Below are 18897 nucleotides of genomic sequence, written 5' to 3'. Positions count from 1 at the left end.
CTGGAAAGCAAGGAAAGTCCACGGCCCGGCAGGCACGGACGTGGACGCGGAGACCGACCCGGTCCGGGAGACGGTGGCGGCCGTGCTGCGGTTCGCGGCCACGGAGATCGTGCCGCGGCTCGCCCGGACCACCGACGAGGTCACCGCCGTGCTGCACGCCCTCGACGGCGGCTACGTCCCGGCCGGTCCCAGCGGCTCGCCGCTGCGGGGCCTGGTCAACGTGCTGCCCACCGGGCGGAACTTCTACTCGGTCGACCCGAAGGCCATCCCCAGCCGGCTCGCCTGGGAGACGGGCCAGGCAATGGCGACCTCCCTGCTCGAGCGGTACCGGGCCGACACCGGCACCTGGCCCGAGTCGGTGGGCCTGTCCGCCTGGGGAACCAGCGCGATGCGCACCTCCGGCGACGACGTGGCCGAGGTGCTCGCCCTGCTCGGCATCCGCCCGACCTGGGACGAGGCGTCGCGGCGGGTCAGCGGGCTCGAACCGATCGACCTCGCCGAGCTCGGCCGGCCCCGCATCGACGTCACCGTGCGCATCAGCGGCTTCTTCCGGGACGCGTTCCCGCACGTGGTGGTGATGCTCGACGACGCGGTCCGGCTCGCCGCCGGCCTCGACGAGGCCGACGAGGACAACTTCGTGCGCGCCCACGCCCGTGCGGACCTCGCCGGGCACGGCGACGAACGGCGGGCCACCCTGCGCATCTTCGGCTCCCGGCCGGGGGCGTACGGCGCCGGGCTGCTGCCTCTGATCGACAGCCGTAACTGGCGCGATGACGCCGACCTCGCCGAGGTGTACGCGACGTGGGGCGGCTATGCCTACGGCCGCGGGGTCGACGGCATCCCCGCCCGGGAGGACATGGAATCGGCCTATCGGCGAATCGCCATTGCCGCGAAGAACGTCGATACCCGCGAGCACGACATCGCCGACTCCGACGACTACTTCCAGTACCACGGCGGCATGGTCGCGACCGTACGCGCGCTGACCGGCCGGGCGCCGGCTGCCTACATCGGCGACAGCACCCGGCCGGAGGCGGTCCGCACCCGGACGCTGTCCGAGGAGACCTCCCGGGTCTTCCGCGCCCGGGTGGTGAACCCGCGGTGGCTCGCGGCGATGCGCCGGCACGGCTACAAGGGGGCGTTCGAGATGGCCGCCACCGTCGACTACCTGTTCGGCTACGACGCCACCGCCGGCGTGGTCGCGGACTGGATGTACGAACGGCTCGCCGCAACCTACGCGCTGGACCCGGAGAACCAGAAGTTCTTCGCCGAGTCCAACCCCTGGGCGCTGCATGGCATCACCGAACGGCTGCTGGAGGCCGCGGCGCGCGGCCTGTGGGAGCACCCGGAGGCCGCGACTCTCGACGCGCTGCAGGAGCTGTACCTGCGCACCGAGGGCGACCTGGAGGACGGTCCCACCGGCGACGCCTGAGATCGCCGGGTCCGGCCAGCTTGGAGTGCGGCAAGGCCGGAGGGCGGCAAGGCCGGAGGGCGGCGGATGGTCGGCGGCGGACAGGTGGCGGGCCAACTCACGGTTCCGACCGTCGCGAATCCGGGAAAATGTCTCTGGTGCGGACGACACTTCTGCTCGTGGGCGACGAGGCCGCCATGCACCGGGACCTCGTCCCCGCCCTGCTCGGCGAGGGGTACGCCGTCGAGATGGCCGGCAGCGGCGAGGCGGCGCTCGCCGACCTGGTCGCCCGACCCGCCCAGGTCCATCTGGTCCTGGCCCGCCTGCCCCCGGTCCCGGCCCGGCGGACGGGTTCGACCACGGACCCTGCCTCTCCGCCGCCGGACGGCTGCCCGGACACCGTCCCAGCCTTGATTGAACCGATCAAGCAGATCAAATCGGTCAAACCGGTCGACGCGCGAGCGGGCGCCCCGGCCATCGACGGGCTGGAGTTCTGCCGCCGTCTGCGCGCCGCCGGGGATCTTCCCCTCATCATGGTTGCCGGGCGGTCGGATCCCGCCGGGATCGTCGCGGGACTGGAGGCCGGGGCGGATGACTGTGTCACTGCTCCCCCCGTCACCGCCGAGGTGCTGGCGCGGATCCGGGCACTGCTACGCCGTGCCCGCCCGGGACAGTCGACGGCCAGCGCGCTCAGCGTCGGCGAGCTGCAGATCCGGCCGGCCGAGGGCGTGGTCAGCCGGCGCGGCGAGGACCAGCACCTCACCCGGACCGAGTTCCTTCTGCTGTGTGAGCTGGCTGTCGCGGGTGGCCGGGTCGTCTCCCGCAAGCAGCTCCTGGAACGCGTCTGGGGGCACGGCCACTTCGGCGGCACCAGAATGCTGGACGTCCACGTGCGCCGGCTACGGCGCAAGGTGGAGGCCGACCCGTCCGCGCCCACCCACATTCTCACCGTGCGTGGGGTGGGTTACCGCGTCTGCTGCTCGTCGCCGACCTCACGCGTCGCGGCTCCTCTCCCGACTCCCGTTCTCACGGCTCCAGCGCCACCATCGGGGAATCGGGCGACGCGGAACCCGCCGCCGCGGCGGACTCGACCGGGCCTCGCTATCCGTTGACGGATGACATGTCGGGGTAGCGGGTGCCCGCCACGTCCGCCCCCGCCGCGCCCAATCGCTCCGCCTCGGCGGCCGTCAACGTGATGCTGGTGGCTGCGACGTTGTCCTTCAGGTAGCGGCGCCGCTTCGTGCCAGGGATCGGCACGACGTCGTCGCCCTGGTGGTGCACCCATGCCAGCGCGAGCTGCGCGGGGGTCACGTTCTTCTCCGCGGCAAGCTTCTCGATCTCGGCGAGCACGGCGAGGTTGGCGTCGAAGTTGTCGCCGTGCATCCGCGGCAGGTGCTGGCGGAAATCGTCGGCGGCGAAGTCCGCGGCCGAGCGGAAGGTGCCGGTCAGGAAGCCACGCCCGAGCGGGCTGTAGGAGATGAACCCGAGGCCGAGTTCCCGCAGGGTCGGCAGGATCTCGGCCTCCGGCTCGCGGGACCAGATCGAGTACTCGGTCTGCAGGGCCGTGATCGGGGCGACGGCGTGGGCACGACGGATGGTAGCCGGTGCCGCCTCCGAGAGCCCGAGGTACCGCACCTTGCCGGCGCTGACCAGCTCGGCCATCGCGCCGACGGTATCCTCGATCGGCGTCTTCGGGTCGACCCGGTGCTGGTAGTACAGGTCGATGTGGTCGACGCCGAGGCGACGCAGGGAGGCGTCGCAGGCCGAGCGCACGTACTCCGGACGGCCGTCGATCCCCCGCGCCGTCGGGTCGGCGGGGTCACGGATGATGCCGAACTTGGTGGCCAGCACCACCTCGTCCCGGCGGCCGATGATCGCCCGTCCCACGAGTTCCTCGTTGCGGTACGGGCCGTACATGTCCGCCGTGTCCAGCAGCGTCACCCCGAGGTCGAGCGCCCGGTGGATGGTGGCGACCGACTCGGCGTCGTCGCCAGCGCCGTAGAACTCCGACATTCCCATGCAGCCCAGACCCTGGACGGAGACCTCCAGGCCCTGGCTTCCTAGCGCGACCTTGCGCATCAGCGGACGGTCCTCTCCTGGTAGACGTCTTGATAAATGCCAATTTTGACGTTGATGGCGGTGAGGTTGCGCTGCACCTCGTCGAGGCGCGCCAGGACCCGGCGGCGATGCTCGGTCAACAGGGCGAGACGCTCCGCCTCGTTCCCCTCCCCGGCGCGCACCAGCTCGGCGTAGCGCGCCATCTCCCGGATCGGCATGCCGGTGAGCCGCAGCTTGGTCAGGAACGTGACCCAGCGGACGTCCTCGACGGTGTAGCGCCGATGGCTCGACGAGGCACGGGCGACCGGGTCCCGCATCAGCCCCGCCCGCTCGTAGTACCGCAGCGTGTGCGCGCTGACTCCGGTGGCCGCGGCGGCCTCGGCGATCGTGAGGGTCCCGGCGGCCTCCGGTTCACCCCCCGGACCGACCGCGAACGGATCAACGGACCGGTCGCATCCATCCGGGCGGACCGCCGGGCCCAACCGCGCGCACCAGCCCTGATCCGGCTCCGCCACCATGACCGGAGACGGTGTCACGGCCGGAGACGGCGTCACGGCCGGAGACGGCGTCACGGCCGGAGGGGAGGACGTCACCGTGGGCGCCTCGATCGTGGCCATACGAAGACGCTAGGACTTGGAGTGCGCACGAAGTCAACGCGGGCCCGCGGAAACTCGCTGTTCCGGATTCGCCGACTGCGTCATCGCGAACGGAGCGGGATGCGGCCGTCAACCGCCCACACCGACTGTCGACGCCGGGTCGTCACACCGCGGGCCGCGTGGGGGCACGGCATACCCCCGGCGGGACGGCCTCCCCGCCGTCGGGTTACCGCCGGGCACCGACCGGCAGCGGCCTCGTCTCGAGAGATCGCCACGAGCAATCCGGATGGCCGGGGCCTCCCGCCGCGATCCACCGCGCGAGCGTGCGCGGGTCAGGGGTGGACCCGGTCAGCTCCCGAATCCGGACGCTCAGGGCCAGCAACGCCTCGGGGTGGTCGAGGTAGAGCCGGCGCTCCAGTCCCCCGGCCCGTCTGGCCAGCACCAGGGCCAGCCCCGCGAACGACTCCGCCCGCCCCGGACGGGCCTGCAGCTCCCGGCGGAACTCCTCGGCCGCGCGGCCGAGGTCTCCGCGCACGTAGAGCAGGTCCCCGAGGGTCGCGTTGACGGGCCAGGCCGCCGGATCGAGCCCGGCAGAACCAGCGAACCCGGCAGAACCAGCGAGCCCGCCGAACCGGTCGGGCCTGGCGAACCGGTCAGGCCTGGCGAACCGCAGCGAGGTCAGCGCCTGCCGGGCGTGGCGGTGCGGGCTGTACGGCTCGGTCTGGGGGACGAGGCGGGACGACGGCGGTACCGGCCGTCCGCAGGGCCGACCGGCCGCCCAGTCCCGCGCCCATCTCTCGATGTGGTCGTGGTCGGGCCGGCGGTTGCGCAGCCGCCAGACGACGGCGATGTCGCGCAGCACGGTGGCGGCGGTGGTAGTAACCGCGATCGGCAGGTCAGCGGCGATCCAGACGTCGATCCTGGCGCCCAGGGCCGAGACGAACCGGCGGCCCGCCTCGGTGAGCCCGGCCGCCTCCCGCAGCACGGGCAGCACCGCCGAGACCGCGTCCCGGCACCAGGCGAACTCGTACGCCGCGCCCAGATCCGACCCGGCGCCGTCCCGGGCCCACCGCCCCGCCCAGAAGGCCGCGATCTGGGCGAAGGCGAAGGCGCCGTGCAGCAGCGGGGCGAGTGGCCGGGGGTCGGGCCGCCAGGGAGCGTAGTGCATGGAGCCGTCGTGCGGGCCGATCAGGGGCGCAAGATCGCTCAGCATCTCCAGTCTGGTGTGCGCCGCCTCATGCACGACGGCGACGGCAAGCCACAGCGCGTCGGTCGGCGGGCTGACCATCAGCGCGCCGAGCGCGTCGATCACGGTGACGCCGGTGCCGGGCCGATCCGGGACCTCACGCAACGGGACCAGCGCCGACAGGACCGCGGCGGCCTCCTCCGCCCGCGCCCCGTCGTCGCCCGCGAGCACGCTCCAGGCGCCGTCGAGCAGGCGCTGCCACCGGGCCGCCGCCGCCTCATCGCAGCGCGTGGCCACGGCCAGGGGAAGCGTGTCCGCGGCCCGGAACGGGTCGGTGTCCTCCAGCGTCAGCGCGATCCGGTGACCGTCGACAGTGCTCGACAGCGTGCGCGCCGGGGTCCAGCCGTCACCACCGGCCGGTCCCCGCCCGGGGCTGCCACTCAGCGTCACCCGCCGGTCGGACACGTGCGCGACGCCCCAACCGCTCGTGACCCCCGACCCGACGACGCCCACCGTGGGGATCGGCACCAGCCCGTCGATGATCCGCACCGGCACCCGGCACGGCATCCGGGCCCGCAGGGCGGCGGCCACCGCGATCCCACCCACGTAACCGAGGCGGTCGAGGTCGGGTCCGGCCGACCCGTGCCAGCACCGCCGCAGGCTGCCGGCGAGCCAGGTCCCGATCGTCGGGTGCAGGAGCAGGTCGTGGACGGCGTCGCGGGCCCGCCGCTGAGCGTCCCCGAGCACGCGGAGCGCCTCATCCACACAGGTGCGTGTCGCGTCGTCGAGGTCGGCGTTCTCGAGGCCGCGTAGCAGCGCCCACAGCATCAGCATCCGTTTGCTGATCTGACCCCGCAGCAGCTCGCGCAGCGGTGCGGCACCCGGCGGCCCGCCCGCCACGGCCTCGATGTCCCGCGGGGTGATCCGGTGCCGGGCGGCGGGTGGGGAGACCACCCGACGGGCGGGCCGCCGAGAGGCGGATGTCATGGCGCCACCGGGCGTCATGGCGCCACCGGGTGCGGGCCGTCCGCCCGGACAGGCGGCGGCCCTGGGCGGACGCGGCGGCTTCGAGGGGTCGGTGCCGTCCGGCATCTCCCCGAAGGATGTGGTCCTGGGCAGGTAGCCGGCCAGGTCCAGATCCCCGCCCAGGGCCAGATCCCCGCCCAGGGCCAGGGCGACGTCCTCGGGCAGCGGCCCGCCCGGGTGGCCGATCCAGGCGGCGATCCAACGCTGCCATTCTCCCGAGGGTGGGCCCGCGAGGAAGGCAAGCTGGTCGGCGTCGACCTCGCAGAGATCCACCAGACCGGACGGCACGGGCATCAGATCGTGGGCCATGAATGTGGGGCCTCCCCACCAACGGGTATGCGCCGGCGCGACGCGGGGACCTGCTCGACGAAGAATACGCGAGGACATCGACGATGATCCCGTCCATCGACGGGATTCACCTGGCGTCATCTGACGCCTTTCAACGGCTGTCCGAAGCCGTCAGTCGGCGGACGAGCAACTGGAAGCGGCGGTCGGCTTCGGACACCCGACGCTGATCCAGGGTGACGCCCATCAGGAACTCGTCACGGCTGAGGCGATGAAAGTACAGCGCGCCCTTCTCCACGTCGAGAACGGTGCGGGTCAATCGGCGGTTCAGGACCGATCGCAGCAGACCGTCGAGCAGATCGCTCAGGGCGAGGAACTCGGCGGCGACCTTGACGAAACCCTCCCGGCGGGCCTCCCGGCTCAGACCGACGAAGAATTCGTTGAGGTCGTCGTGGTCCATCAGGTCGGCGGCGCTCACCGTGCCGCCGCGCACCAGGGCCATGTACTGGAGGTCACCGGGCTTCAGGACGCTGACGGCCTGGGCCTGGAACTCCTCCTCCCGCGAGTCCCCGGCGGGTGACCAACGCCGTTTGATCAGCGATGCCCAGGGATTGGCGAACACCGGCGCCGACGGCCTCGGCAGCGACACGAATGGATGAGAGCCGGTGTCCGGGCTACCGTCGGCGCGGGTGGGCGACGGAAGGAACGTGCCGTCCCCCCGGTGATAGCCGCCGTAGTTAGGGTCGCCGACCCCCCGGGCCGCCCGGATTTCCGTCGCGGTCCGCGAGAGCGTCAGGTCAGCGGACTCGATGGCGCCCGCGCCGAGGGAGACCCCGACGATGTACTGCCCCTCGTCGACGTCGAAGTAGAGCACCGCCCGATCCTGCGCGGCGAAGACCGTCCGGATCAGCCGCCCGTTGGCGAGACCGGCCAGCGAGGTGTTCAGCTCCGTCATCCGGTGGTTCAGCTGCCGGCCGATAATCTCGTAGTCCCGGCGGGCCCGTTCCACCGTGCGTGAACCATGGAAATAGTCGGCCAGCCGCGGATGGTGCAGAAGGTCGGCCGACACCGTCGGCAATCCGTGGACGTAGTACTCGAGATACTGGGCACCCGTGCCGGCCACCGCCCCGCGGAACTTCTGCCGGATGCCGTTGTATTCGTCACCGACATGCGGCGCGGTGACGATGTGGGGTTCGACAACATCATCAGGAACAGTCACCATCAGCTCATCCTTCTGCCGCTCCCGGCGGGTGGCGGCCGACGCCGGACCGGAAACCCCGGTCCGGGCGGACCGGCCGCCGGTGGATTGCCACCGTGCACTCGTCGCTCGGCCTCATCACGCTGCTCAGATGCTGGAGATGTCGATGTCGACTTCTCGATGGCCACGCCCGCCGCCGGCCTGCCGGCCGGTGAGGACCGCCAGGTTCTCCCGCATTATCGGGAGGTAGGGGTGGCTTCTGTCCAGCGACATTTCAGATTCGCGCAACAGATCCTCGTTCAGCGCCCGGGCCGCCTCGGTCTCGCCGAGGGCTGCCAGGCTCGCGGCGTGGTTCACCCCGGCGGCCAGCGCGAACGGGTGGTGCTGGTAGAGCTCGTCGACCAGCGTGAGGTGGGCCTGCTCGGCCAGCACGCGGGACTCCGCCAGCCGCCCGTCCGCGCGCAGGTAGATGGACAGATCCGAGCGGCAGACGTTCGTGAACGGATGCTCGGGGCCGTGGAGACGTTCATACTCCCGCAGGCACGACTCGGCCTCGACGGACGCCCGGTGGTGCTCGCCCAGCGCGTGCAGGTGGCCGGCACGGCTCAGCAGGCAGGCCAGGGTGCCCAGGTCGGACGCCCCGTAGATCTCGGTGTAGCGCTCGAGCGTCTCACCGGCGAGGCGGCTCGCCGCGTCCGGGCTGCCCCGCAGGCGCAGGACGACCGCGAGATGCTTGTTGCAGCGCAGGGTCAGGTGCGTCGTCGCCCCCTCGATGCCGGCGAGGTTGGTCGCGGCCTCCCGCAGCAACCGCTCCGCCTGCTCCAGCTCGCCCAGCTCCCGATGGCAGATCCCGGCCCGCGCCTGCAGCCACCAGAACTGCGAGGTGCCCTCGGCCCCCGCCAGGCGCAGCCGCGCCATGGTGTCCAGGCTCAGGTGGAGCGCCTCACGGGCCCGCCCGTCCAGGAAGGTGGACAGTGCGAGGTTGCTCGCAGCCATGAGGGTGTCGAGGTGGTTCTCGCCGAGCCGGTCGCGGAAACCGACCAGGGTGCTGCTCTCCTCCGCGGCTGCCTCGGTGTACCGGCCGAGCTCCCGGATGTCGATGCCGTAGCTCATCGCGGTGATCAATGTGTGGCGATGGAAAATGCCCAGATGGCGCCGCTGGCGGGCGAGGGTGTCGGTGTTCAGGTCGTACGCCTCCTGGAACCGTCCCAGGCCGCGGAGCACCATGGCCAGGTGGGTGGCCATCCGCAGGGTCAGCGGGTCGTCCGCTCCGAACAGGTCGCGCCATCTGCGCAACGCCTCCTCGGCGATGCCGCGGCCCAGCTCCAGCCGGCCGGACCGCCACATCACATACACCTGGGACACCAGCCACTGCCGAACCTTGGGTGCCGGGCTCTCCATCGCCTCGGAGGCCAGGATCTGGCCTTCCAGCATCCGGTAGATCGGCCAGCCCGCGGCGGCCGAGGGCCGCGGAGCGGCCGCGGCGATGTCCGCGAAGACGCCGAGCACCACCTCGCGGGCGGCGGTCTGCTCGGCGGGCTGCATCCGTTCGACGAGGAGCCGCTGCCAGCGCGCGGCGAGGCGGAACTGACCGTCGGGTGCGGTGTCGATCTCGGCCAGCCGGGGCTTACGGATCTCCGCCCACAGCTCGGGCAGCACGGTCGGGTCGGCGATCGCGTCGTCCCCTACCGCCTCGGCGAGATGGCGCAGCATCACCGGGGATTCCAGCAGGCCGAGCGGCACGCCCTGCGGGGCCAGGAAGGCACACAGTTCCAGCAGCCGGGCCGCCGCCCGCCGGGTCGCGCGGTCGCTGGTGCGCAGGGTCTCGAACGACACCGTCCAGGTCGCCTGCTCGGGTGCGACCCCGGCGATCTGGGTGAGGTAGGCGTCGACAGCACGGTCGTCGACCGGCACTCCCCGCCGGTCCTGGCGAAGCCGCCCGACTGCGGTGCGCAGGCCCGACGGCTGATGCCGCAGCCGCTCGGCGATCATCGCCAGCCGGTCCGCACCGACCTCGGGCAGCCACCGGCGCAGGAACGCCCGGCTCTCGGCCGGGGTGAACGGGCCCACCCACAGCGCGCCGGGTTCACTGTCCCAGGCCGGGTCCGCCGAGGTCAGCAGGACATGACCGTTGCTGGTCGGGACGGGTAGCAGCCCGGCCAGCATCTGCGGGTCGGTGGCGCCGTCGTAAACGAGCAGCCAGCGCGGTGAGGGGTCGCCCTGGCGCAGCGCGTCCAGGGCGACCCGTTCGAGCTGCTCGCTCGGGGAGCGCTGCGCGCCCGGGACGTCGCTGCCGGGACGCAGCCGCTCGGCGAGGTCGCGCAGGCCCGCCCGGACCGAGGCGGCGTCACCCGCCGAGATCCAGTGCACGATGTCGTAGTCGGAGCCGAACCGGTGCGCGTACTCAGCCGCGATGGCGCTCTTCCCGACGCCGTCCGGGCCGAGCAGGGGGCACAGCCCGCTCGGTCGGCCCCCCAGCAGCAGTCGGTCGCGCAGCTCGTCCAGCACCGCGTGCCGCCCGATGAACGGCTGGGCGAACCCGGCCGGCACCGACCAGAAGCGGGGCCGGCGGGCCGGGTACCGGGGAGCGACCACCGGCAGGTCATCGAGCCGGGCCCGCGGAACGGGCAGCCCCAGCCCTTCGAGGACCACGACCCCCGCGTCCCGCTCGTTCCGCGCGGGCAGGGAGATAATCTCGGCCCCGTGGTAGGCGGGGTCGAGCCGCATCGAACCCACCTCGACGACCACCACCCCCGCCCGCGAGCCGCGCTGGCGGATCCGGGTCTGGACCTGCTCGCGCACCAGGGACTCACCTGGGGTGTCCGGGCCCAGATGCGGTGATCCGATCACGATCAGTGACTCGACAGCGGGGAAGTCGGCGGGGGTCAGCGCCGTCGGGGGCAACGGCCGGATCCGCACCCCGGTGGCTCCCAGCACCGACGCCAGCCAGTCCGCCCAGGGCCGGTCCTCGGGCGCTCCAAAGATCGTCACCGACCGCGGAGCGGGCGGTCCGTACTGCTCGAAGTCCCGCAGCACCCGCTCCCGGTCCTGCGGCGGGACGCCGCGCGCATCGATCGGGGCGCCGGCGAGCTCTCCGGCGAGCATCCGGTAGGCGGCCTGGACGCCGAGCCGACTGGCGGGATCCTCCTGGAAGGCCGCCAGGACCTCCTCGTAGGCGTAGACCGCCTTGTAGGGGATCTCCAGGCCGATCAGAAAGCTCCGCTGTTCCTCCGGGTCGGAACCGCACAGGTCAGCCAGCACCGGGCGGAAGGCATGGAACGCCGCGCGGCGGCGCAGTTCCTGCTTGCGCTGCTCGGTGTCCTCGACCCGCATCGGGACGGGCAGCACCCGGATGTCCCGCTTGCTGTTCCGGATCTCGCGGGCCACCCCGGCGCCGCCGTCGATGGACTGGTTGTTCAGCGCGAATCCGATGACGACGGTGTCCGGCAGGAGCTGGGTGCAGACGCCGGCCGCGTCCGAGGTGCCGGTCCGGCTGTCGATGAGGACGTAGTCGTAGTCGGCGAACCGCATCCGCTCACGCAGCGCGGCGAAATACGCCTGGCCGTCGGCCTCCTCGAACAGCGTCGACCAGGGCACCGTGGCCGCCAGCACCGCGCTCGTGGATGTCTGCCGGCCGGGACCGAGGAAGTCGATCCGCCCGACGCCCGGGAACCCGGGCCACTCGATGGTCTCGATGTTGTGCCGGAAGTCGCCGTGCAGGGCGATGATCTCGCGCACCGCGTCGGCGTCCGGCAAGGAGGCCTGCTCCGCGGGTGTCGACGGCGACGCATCCTGAAGCCGGTCGATCTCCCGGATAAAACCCTGGAGCATCTCGGTGACGCCATCACTCGAGTCCAGCTCCCTGTTCTGCAGAAACGGGCGGAAATACCGGTGCAGGCCGGGAGACTCCAGATCCCAGTCGACGGTGAGAATCCGCTTACCCGAGGCGGCGAGCAGCCAGGCGATGTTCGCCAGCGCCATCGTGCGCCCCGAACCGCCCTTGTAGGAGTAGAAGGTGATGATCTGCGCCGGCCTGCCGGCGCGCCCGCCCGGGGTGTCGTGACCCGCCGGTTCCGGTGGTTGCCTGGAAAGTTCCGGTGGTTGCTCGGAAAGTTCAGTCATCGTCATCGTCCAGTTCGGCGGCGCCGGCACGACGCAGGATGGGTCGACGGGTGTGCTCGGGATCGGCCATCCGCCATCGACGCTCCCGGCCATCGGCTCGGGCCGGAGCCAGGGCCGCCGGGGCCGGAGCCGTGCGAACCGTCGAGGCCAGGGGGGCCGTCTGGGCCGGCGGGGCCAGGGGAGCCGTCTGGGCCGGCGGGATCAGCAGCGTCGCGGAGCCGCCGACGGACCAGCGGGTGCCCGGGCCCCGACCGGCCGACACCCAGTCCGTCCGCCCCGACCGCTCGACGAACTCCGCGTCACGCGTGGACAGTGCCGGCGGCTCGTCGCCGCGGGCACGCACGATCAGTTCACTGACCCGTTCGGTCAACTGCTGGTACCAGACCGAGGCGGAGCCGGTCCGGATCAGCTGTAACGCGCCGCTCGCCGTGTAGCCCGCGCCGAAGTCGCCGACGAGCATCCCCGCCTCCGCGATCTGAGCCGGCACGGGTACCGATCGGATGGACCAGGGGACGCCGACCAGCGCCGGGGAGCTCCGACCGGTGAAATGGTGGTGCCACCGCAGCCGCTCCCGGAACAGCGACCACTCCAGCAGGCACTGGTGGTCGGTGAAGTAGGCGTCCGAGTACAGCGCCACCATCACCGGCGCCAGGAGCGCATCGGGATTGGAGCGGCCCCCCGCCGCCGAGGGCTCCGCCGCGCCGGCCGCCTCGCCGGTGAACACCTCGCGATAACCAAGGCGCTCGTAAACCGCATTCTGTACATCTCCGAAGAAACGTTCGACATAGCTGCTGTCACCGCAGGCGAGCGCGTGATGAACCAGAAAGAACGGTGTCACAGGTCCCCCTCACGCCGTTTTCCGGCGCAGGGCCTCCGCCCTACCATTGCACCCGGTCCTCCCACGTCCACGGCAGCTCGCACAGGTCGGACCACATTCTTCACCGCTGGGGCCCGGGTGCGGCGGGACGGTCGCGGCGCGCTGCCGCCGGGTGCCGGCCGTGGGGTGTTCGTGCAGCTCATCACGGCTCCGTGCAGCTCACGGCTGATGGTGGAACGGGGAACGGACGAGCTCCGTCGCCTCGGCGTCCAACGGCGGCAGCTGGTCGCGAGCGACATCCATGACCCGGTAGGCCAGCAGACTTACATACTCCGCGAAGGCGGCAGGATGGCGCATCAAATCCAGGACTGGAAGGTTGTCATATTGACGACCAAGCTCCATATGCGCGATGTGGAGTTCATGGGCCGCCTCGGGTACCTCGGCGTCCCGCCGCAGCCAGGGCACGGGAATGATCCCGGACGGCGGGTTCCCGCCCGGCTTGGTCGCCCGGCGGATACGTTCCTGAAAGACGCCGAACTCCCGGCCGCACCAGTCGCTCTCGAAGTAGTCGTCGCACCACAGCGCGACCAGCACCGGAGCCGTGCGCACCGCGTCGCGCAGCGAGGTCGGCCAGTGCTCCCCGCCGCCCAGCCGGTCGGCGTCGAAGAATCCCGTCGGCCGGATCCGGCGCCTGACCTTGCGGCGCAGCTCCAGCTCGAGCTCCCGATGGAAGATGGCCACGCGATCCCGGTCGTCGCGGTGCGCGTGGCTGGTGAAGAAGTAGTAGGTCGGGGCGCCCGACGGCCCGTGGCTGGGCGGGGGCGAGGAGGGCGGTCCAGGCAGCTCGAGCGGTGGCCAGGAGGCGAACTGGTGCGCGGGCACCGGTGATGACACGCCGAGCAGCGTCGAGCCCGTGCCGCTCCAGTGGGATCGCAGCTCGGCCACCAAGCGCCGGAAGTCCACGACAGACCGGTCGTCGCGCGGCGCGACCAGGTCGAGGGCCTGCACCAGGGCGTCGAGCATGCCGGGATCGGGCTGGCCGACCGCCTCGCTGACCAGCGTGGTCAGGCGGACCGCGACGACCGGGGAGGTCAGCGCGACCGTGCGACCGAGGATCCGCGCCAGCTCGTCGAACCAGTGGTCGAAACCGGCCAGGTCGGCGATGTACTCCACCCGCATCAGGGCCGCGACGAGCTCGTCGACCTCCCGGGGGGGCCAGCCGTGCTTGTTGATCACAGGAATCGATGGTGCCCGCGGCGCGTCGCGCCCCACCGGGTCACGTACCTCGTCTGCGACCATGACGGTGGCGGGCCCGGCGGCGGCCCCGGCCCCGGCGGCGGCCCCGGACACGGCGGGGGGTCCGGAATCACGCATCGCCCGGGCCCGGGACGACTGGTCACCGCCGGTGGCGTCTTGGACGGCCGGCGTTGGCCGCAACGCCGCCATCTCCAGCAGGCGCCGACACAGTTCCGGCGTCACGACCGCCTCGCGGATCAGGTACCCGGCGATCTCCGCGAGCAGGGCGGGCCGGTGTCCGACCAGCTCCCCCAGCTGGGCGGCGGTGGCCGGGTCGACCATCGGCGCCGCGCTGGTGAGCAGCATGACCGACTCGCGACGACGCAACGGCCCGATGGGCATCGTCCGGTCCCGCCAGGCGTCCACGGTGCGGTCGGCGATGATGATCACATGCGCCTCGCCGTCGGGCAGGAACTCCGCCACCTCATCCGGACTGCCCACACCCGCGAAGATGACCAACCACCCCGCGCTGGGCTCCGGCCCGGCGCCGGCCGCGCCCGGGGCGGGGCCGGTAAGTCCGGTGCGGACCCGCTCGTAGAGCTCGCCGATCTGCCCGGGGACGGCGGCGGTCGTCGAGCAGTCCACCCACCACGAGACGTCGTAGCGCAGCTTGAACCGATGCTGGTACTCGCCAGCGAGCTCGGTCTCCCCGATGTCGGACTGGTCGCCCTCCGGCACCAGCACCACCCGCCGATGCCGGGCCAGACCGTCCCAGATGCGTTCCAGCTCGTCGTCGCGACCGGCGAACAGCTCGTTCTCCCGGCGGCTGCGCCACACCGGGGGCGCATCGCCGGGCCGGCGACCGGGCCGGGCATAGGCGTTCATCGCCGGGCTCCCGCCTGTATCCCCGCCAGCAGTCCGTCGACCGCGGTCGGCTCGAACCGGCTCAGGTCCAGCTTCGGCAGCGTCCGCAGCGGCTCGGGTAACGGTTCGCGGTCGATGACCGCCCGGATGACCTGATTCTCGAGCGGTCCCGCCAGCCCCAGCCGCTCCCACGCCTCGATCTCGGTCTCGCCGGGGTTCTCCGGGCGGGGCGACCGGTAGTGCCGCGACAGCAGGGCCACGGTCACATCCGGCCGGCGCGCGGCGATGCGGTCAACCGTCTCGGCCAGCCGCTCACCTCTACTCTGCGCCCATCTGACCTGCACGACCCGGTGGGAGCCGCGGCGCAGCAGGTATTCGAGCCAGTCCGCCCACTCCTGGTCGGCGCCGACGTAGCTGATGGCGACCAAACGGGAGACCTCCGCCGTCGGAGTCTGCGGCGGCGGTACGTGAGACGCCGCCGGCGGCGTGGTTCGGCAGGAGGTGGTCGTCGGCGTGGGCACGGGGGATGCCGTCCCGATCGAAGCCGCGCGCCGCGCCTCGTCGCCGTCGCCATGGGTCCGGAAACCGGCTCTCCCGTTCATGTTCACGTTCCCGTTCACGGACCCGGCCAGCGAAAGGAAAGGGGGCATCGCTTCCGGCGGGTCCCCGGACGAGCCGGGGTGGGAGCCGAAGGCCGCGGCGGCGCGGCGCACCGCGAGGTCGGGCACCGGGTCCAGGGTGATCTGCTGGGCCGCGACGATCCGCGCCGCGAACATACGGACGAACCAGTAGTATCCGCCCGCCCCGAGCAGCATCTTGCGCATCATCCAGAGCAGGCCGCGCTGGCGGTAGGTGTCGGGGAGTCCCGCGCTCGCGTCCGCGAGATCCTTCGTCGCGACCGCCGGGACGGGATCCTGCACCGGACGCCACAGCACCCGGATGAAACCATCCTCCAGCCTGGTCGCACCGGCCTTGCTGAAATTTTCGATGCGCGAGTGGAAGACCTCCCACTCGCGCCCGCACCAGGCGTCCCTGAAAAAGGGATCGGAACAGAGCGCCACCATCACGCGGGTTCCGCCGGCGCCGGCGGCCAGGGCCAGGTCGGCGTCCATGCCGGGACGCGGGCGGGTGTCCAGGATTCCGCCCACCGCGGAGCCAACCTGAACCCGCAGCTCGTACTCGAGATCGGCGTGAAAGCGCTGCACCCAGCGCCGATCCTCATCTGCCGCATAGGAGATGAAGAAGTAGTTCTTCATCGGGTACCCTCAAAAGCCTGCACCATGCGCCCCCGAACCTACCGTCACCCAGCGGACGGTGGCATCAGACGCTATCAGCCGACCGGCGGCATGGCGATAGCAGTCCGCCCGGTTTCCTCAATGATCGTTCAACAACGATCGTCCAACATAGACGTGGCGGGAGCAGGCCGGTCCATCGAGTACATCCCACGTCCCGCGTCCCGCGGACGTCTACCGCCAGCCACCGGATGCCCCGGGCGGAACTTTCTGCTTTCCGTCAGATTTCCGTCGGCGCGTTTTCCCGGCGACCTCCCTCAGCGCACCTCCCAGTGCTCGGGTTCGAGCCGGAGCCAACGATCAATCTCCGCTCGCCACCAGATCCGGGTCCCGCCCCAGGTAGCGGTGCGATTTACCACCGCAGCCGGGCTCGGCGCGGCCGGATCGACCCGGAGCCGATGGTCGACCGCCTGGCGGGTCAGACCCAGCGCCCGAGCGATGTCGCCGGACCCAACAAGCAGCGGTAGTCGATCCACGGTTGCCGACGTTAGCCAATTCGGGCCGGCCGATGCCGCCGGTGGCCACGGCCGTCCCCGGCCACGATCCCGGAGACTGCGTAACGATGCCGACACCAATCGGTCGGTGACCATTCCTCCCCGGTAGGCTACCGGTCGTCGGACACCCGTCGCCGCTCGCGACCAGCGGTCGCGACCGGTAGCGGTCGGTACTGATCGGTACTGATCGGTACCGATCAAGACAGTCTCCTGGATGCGCGCACCAGCGACACACGCATGTGCTTGGGTAGTCACGTATCGCGAACATCATGCTGGCCGGGGCCGCCGGGCCAGAGAGTGTCGTGGGATCGGAGAACCGTGGGCATTGACGTCGTCAAGGGTGGAAGCGTCGCGCTCACCGGAGCCACCGGCGGACTGACGCACATCACCGTCGGCCTCGGCTGGGATCCAAATGCTCCCGGATCGGAGGAGTTCGACCTGGACGCGAGCGCCATTGCCCTGCAAGCGGACGGGCGAGCCCCCAACCGCAGCTATTTCATCTACTACAACAACCTCAGCAGTCCGCGCGGCGAGATCGTGCACCGCGGTGACAACCTCACCGGTGAGGGTGCGGGCGACGACGAACAGATCGAGGTGCGTCTCAACCTGCTGTCCAGTGCGATAACGCGCATCGTCTTCCCGGTCAGCATCCATAACGCCGACTATCGACACCAGAGTTTCGGCGACGTGACCGGCGCCTATATCCGGGTCGTCAACGCGTCGACCGATGACGAACTGGTGCGGTACGACCTCACCACCGCCGCCGCGCGGGACACCTCGATGTTGTTCGGTGAACTCTACCGGGATCAGGACGGCTGGCGCTTCCGGGCACTCGGCCAGGGTGGGGTCAGCGGCCTGGCGGCGATCGCCCGCGGCTACGGCCTGGACGTCTGACACGGCCTGGACGTCTGACACGGCTTGAACGTCTGACACCGCCGGGCGCCGGCAGAGGGGTGGCGGGCGGCGCGGGCGCCATCCCCGGCGCCGTGGGTGTATACCGGGACAGACCGAACCGGCGTGGAAGATCAGCGTGGGATGGACATGTGCTTGAACTCGTTCAGCTCGGGCCAACCGGCCGCCAGGTCGACGACGCGCTCCACCGCACGGATGGAACCCGCCGGGTCGGCACCGAGCGGCGCACGGCTCATCAGCCGGACGAACACGGCCTGGTCACCGGCGACCCAGGTCGGCACGCCCCAGACGGTATGCGAGGCGACGTACTGCTCGTGCTCGGCACGGACCTTGTCGAGAGCGCCATCGTCAACCCGGGCGAGCACCTCGTCGGCGGGCAGCCCCACCCCAACGAGCGTCTCCCGGATAACCGCACGGTCCTCCAGGTGACGGCCCTCGTCGTGACGCGCCGCGAACAGCGCCCGGTGCGCGGCGGGGAACAGCTCCGGATATTCGTCGCGGACGACGACGCCGGCCCGCAGGGCGAGGATCCCGGAGTCCTGCTCGGGCTTCTCCCAGACGGTGGGTTGCCCCTCCTCCACATGCGCCTGCCCCAGCGAGAACGGGAGAAAGGTGACGTTCCAGTCGGCACCGGCTGCGAGACCAGTCAAAACGTGTTCATGTGCGTTGCGGGCGAACGGGCAACGGTAATCCCAGGTGATCGCGAAGGTGACAGAATTCATGTCGCGGGCAACACCCGGGCCGCCCCCGGTGTTCCAGCCGAGACGCACGGCTGTTCAGGCGCTCCGTTGCCGCCTGCTCCGACGGCTTTCCATCGCGGCTCTCATGGCAGCTGTCCGTGGCCGCTATCCATAGCGGGCCGACCCAGCTTCCACGCCACCAGGCTGATCGGCTACTTTCCGTATCATGATGGGGGTTGAAGTGGCGTTGTGGGGACTGTTCGGCGGCTTCGCTGTCGAAGGTCTCGATCTCTACACCACGGTCCGCCGACGGGGCCGGTGGCCCTGGCAGACCGGGAAATCCCAGGAAGCGGGCCCCTGGGCCTACCTGGTTGCCGAACTGGTCCGTCTCGCCATCGGCGCCGGCCTGGCTGCGGCCGCCGGCGCCTCGGGCCAGGTCGACACCGCCTTCGCCGCCCTCGCGGTCGGGGTTGCCGCCCCCCTGGTCGTGGAGCGCCTCGCCCGCGCCGTCCCCCTCGATCCCAGGACAGCCGCCGCGACAGAGCCGGCCGTATCGAACCCCCAGACAGGAGGCTGACCATGCGCGCCGACTCGTTCGCCGGTCAGGTCCTCGCCGTCCTGTCCCGTCGCACGCCTGCCTTCACCCTTCCCGAGGACGAACCGCAGACCTTCCCGGACCGTGCTCGCGCCCTGCTCCTGCGCACGACGACCAAGGTCCCAACC

14 protein-coding genes are annotated in these 18897 nt (G+C 71.4%); 4 read left to right on the top strand and 10 right to left on the bottom strand.

Annotation, left to right across the window (positions count from 1 at the left end; genetic code table 11):
- Together AC08OP_RS06335 and AC08OP_RS06330 are read left to right on the top strand one after the other, a co-directional pair.
- On the top strand, window positions 1-1429 hold a 1429-nt coding region (locus tag AC08OP_RS06335), incomplete at its 5' end, for a cobaltochelatase subunit CobN (protein ID WP_476613326.1).
- A gap of 128 nt (window positions 1430-1557) precedes the next feature.
- The gene (locus tag AC08OP_RS06330) at window positions 1558-2520 is read left to right on the top strand and encodes a winged helix-turn-helix domain-containing protein (protein ID WP_476613325.1); all 963 of its coding nucleotides are present in this window, start codon (window positions 1558-1560) and stop codon (window positions 2518-2520) included.
- Here the strand turns inward: AC08OP_RS06330 and AC08OP_RS06325 are convergent.
- From AC08OP_RS06325 to AC08OP_RS06285, 9 genes are all read right to left on the bottom strand, one after another.
- A complete protein-coding gene (locus AC08OP_RS06325; protein WP_476613324.1) occupies window positions 2510-3487 on the bottom strand; it encodes an aldo/keto reductase in 978 nt (325 codons plus the stop codon). The genes AC08OP_RS06330 and AC08OP_RS06325 overlap by 11 nt on opposite strands.
- Window positions 3487-4083 carry a MerR family transcriptional regulator gene (locus AC08OP_RS06320; protein ID WP_476613323.1) on the bottom strand — a complete coding sequence of 199 codons (597 nt, stop codon included), beginning with the start codon at window positions 4081-4083 and terminating at the stop codon, window positions 3487-3489. The genes AC08OP_RS06325 and AC08OP_RS06320 overlap by 1 nt, the downstream gene beginning before the upstream one ends.
- Window positions 4084-4288: 205 nt before the next feature.
- Window positions 4289-6583: an aKG-HExxH-type peptide beta-hydroxylase gene (locus AC08OP_RS06315; protein WP_476613322.1), complete on the bottom strand. Its 2295-nt coding sequence runs from the start codon at window positions 6581-6583 to the stop codon at window positions 4289-4291.
- A 130-nt stretch (window positions 6584-6713) separates the two neighbouring features.
- Window positions 6714-7781: a hypothetical protein gene (locus AC08OP_RS06310; protein ID WP_476613321.1), complete on the bottom strand. Its 1068-nt coding sequence runs from the start codon at window positions 7779-7781 to the stop codon at window positions 6714-6716.
- A 123-nt stretch (window positions 7782-7904) separates the two neighbouring features.
- Window positions 7905-11879, bottom strand: coding sequence for an FxSxx-COOH system tetratricopeptide repeat protein (gene fxsT / locus AC08OP_RS06305; RefSeq protein WP_476613320.1), 3975 nt, complete (start codon window positions 11877-11879; stop codon window positions 7905-7907).
- The gene (locus tag AC08OP_RS06300) at window positions 11872-12717 is read right to left on the bottom strand and encodes a hypothetical protein (RefSeq protein ID WP_476613319.1); all 846 of its coding nucleotides are present in this window, start codon (window positions 12715-12717) and stop codon (window positions 11872-11874) included. Before AC08OP_RS06300 ends, fxsT begins: the two co-directional genes overlap by 8 nt.
- Window positions 12718-12915: 198 nt before the next feature.
- Window positions 12916-14817, bottom strand: coding sequence for a TIR domain-containing protein (locus AC08OP_RS06295; protein ID WP_476613318.1), 1902 nt, complete (start codon window positions 14815-14817; stop codon window positions 12916-12918).
- Window positions 14814-16052 (bottom strand): TIR domain-containing protein, encoded by a 1239-nt coding sequence (locus AC08OP_RS06290; RefSeq protein ID WP_476613317.1) that lies wholly within the window; start codon window positions 16050-16052, stop codon window positions 14814-14816. The genes AC08OP_RS06295 and AC08OP_RS06290 overlap by 4 nt, the downstream gene beginning before the upstream one ends.
- Window positions 16053-16345: 293 nt before the next feature.
- Window positions 16346-16564 carry a hypothetical protein gene (locus AC08OP_RS06285; RefSeq protein WP_462186578.1) on the bottom strand — a complete coding sequence of 73 codons (219 nt, stop codon included), beginning with the start codon at window positions 16562-16564 and terminating at the stop codon, window positions 16346-16348.
- Between the two features lie 336 nt (window positions 16565-16900).
- Here AC08OP_RS06285 and AC08OP_RS06280 point away from each other — a divergent pair, with 336 nt between their 5' ends.
- Complete coding sequence (locus AC08OP_RS06280; RefSeq protein WP_462188495.1) at window positions 16901-17476, top strand: TerD family protein; 576 nt, start codon at window positions 16901-16903, stop codon at window positions 17474-17476.
- 131 nt (window positions 17477-17607) lie between these two features.
- Here the strand turns inward: AC08OP_RS06280 and AC08OP_RS06275 are convergent, their stop codons facing one another.
- A complete protein-coding gene (locus AC08OP_RS06275; protein WP_476613316.1) occupies window positions 17608-18216 on the bottom strand; it encodes a DsbA family protein in 609 nt (202 codons plus the stop codon).
- Window positions 18217-18400: 184 nt separating this feature from the next.
- Between AC08OP_RS06275 and AC08OP_RS06270 the strand changes: the two genes are divergently transcribed.
- Window positions 18401-18751 carry a hypothetical protein gene (locus tag AC08OP_RS06270; protein WP_462188490.1) on the top strand — a complete coding sequence of 117 codons (351 nt, stop codon included), beginning with the start codon at window positions 18401-18403 and terminating at the stop codon, window positions 18749-18751.
- Window positions 18752-18897 lie beyond the last annotated feature (146 nt).

Source organism: Frankia sp. CeRuru1, from assembly GCF_977966315.1.
This window is presented reverse-complemented; position numbering and strand designations above follow the sequence as displayed.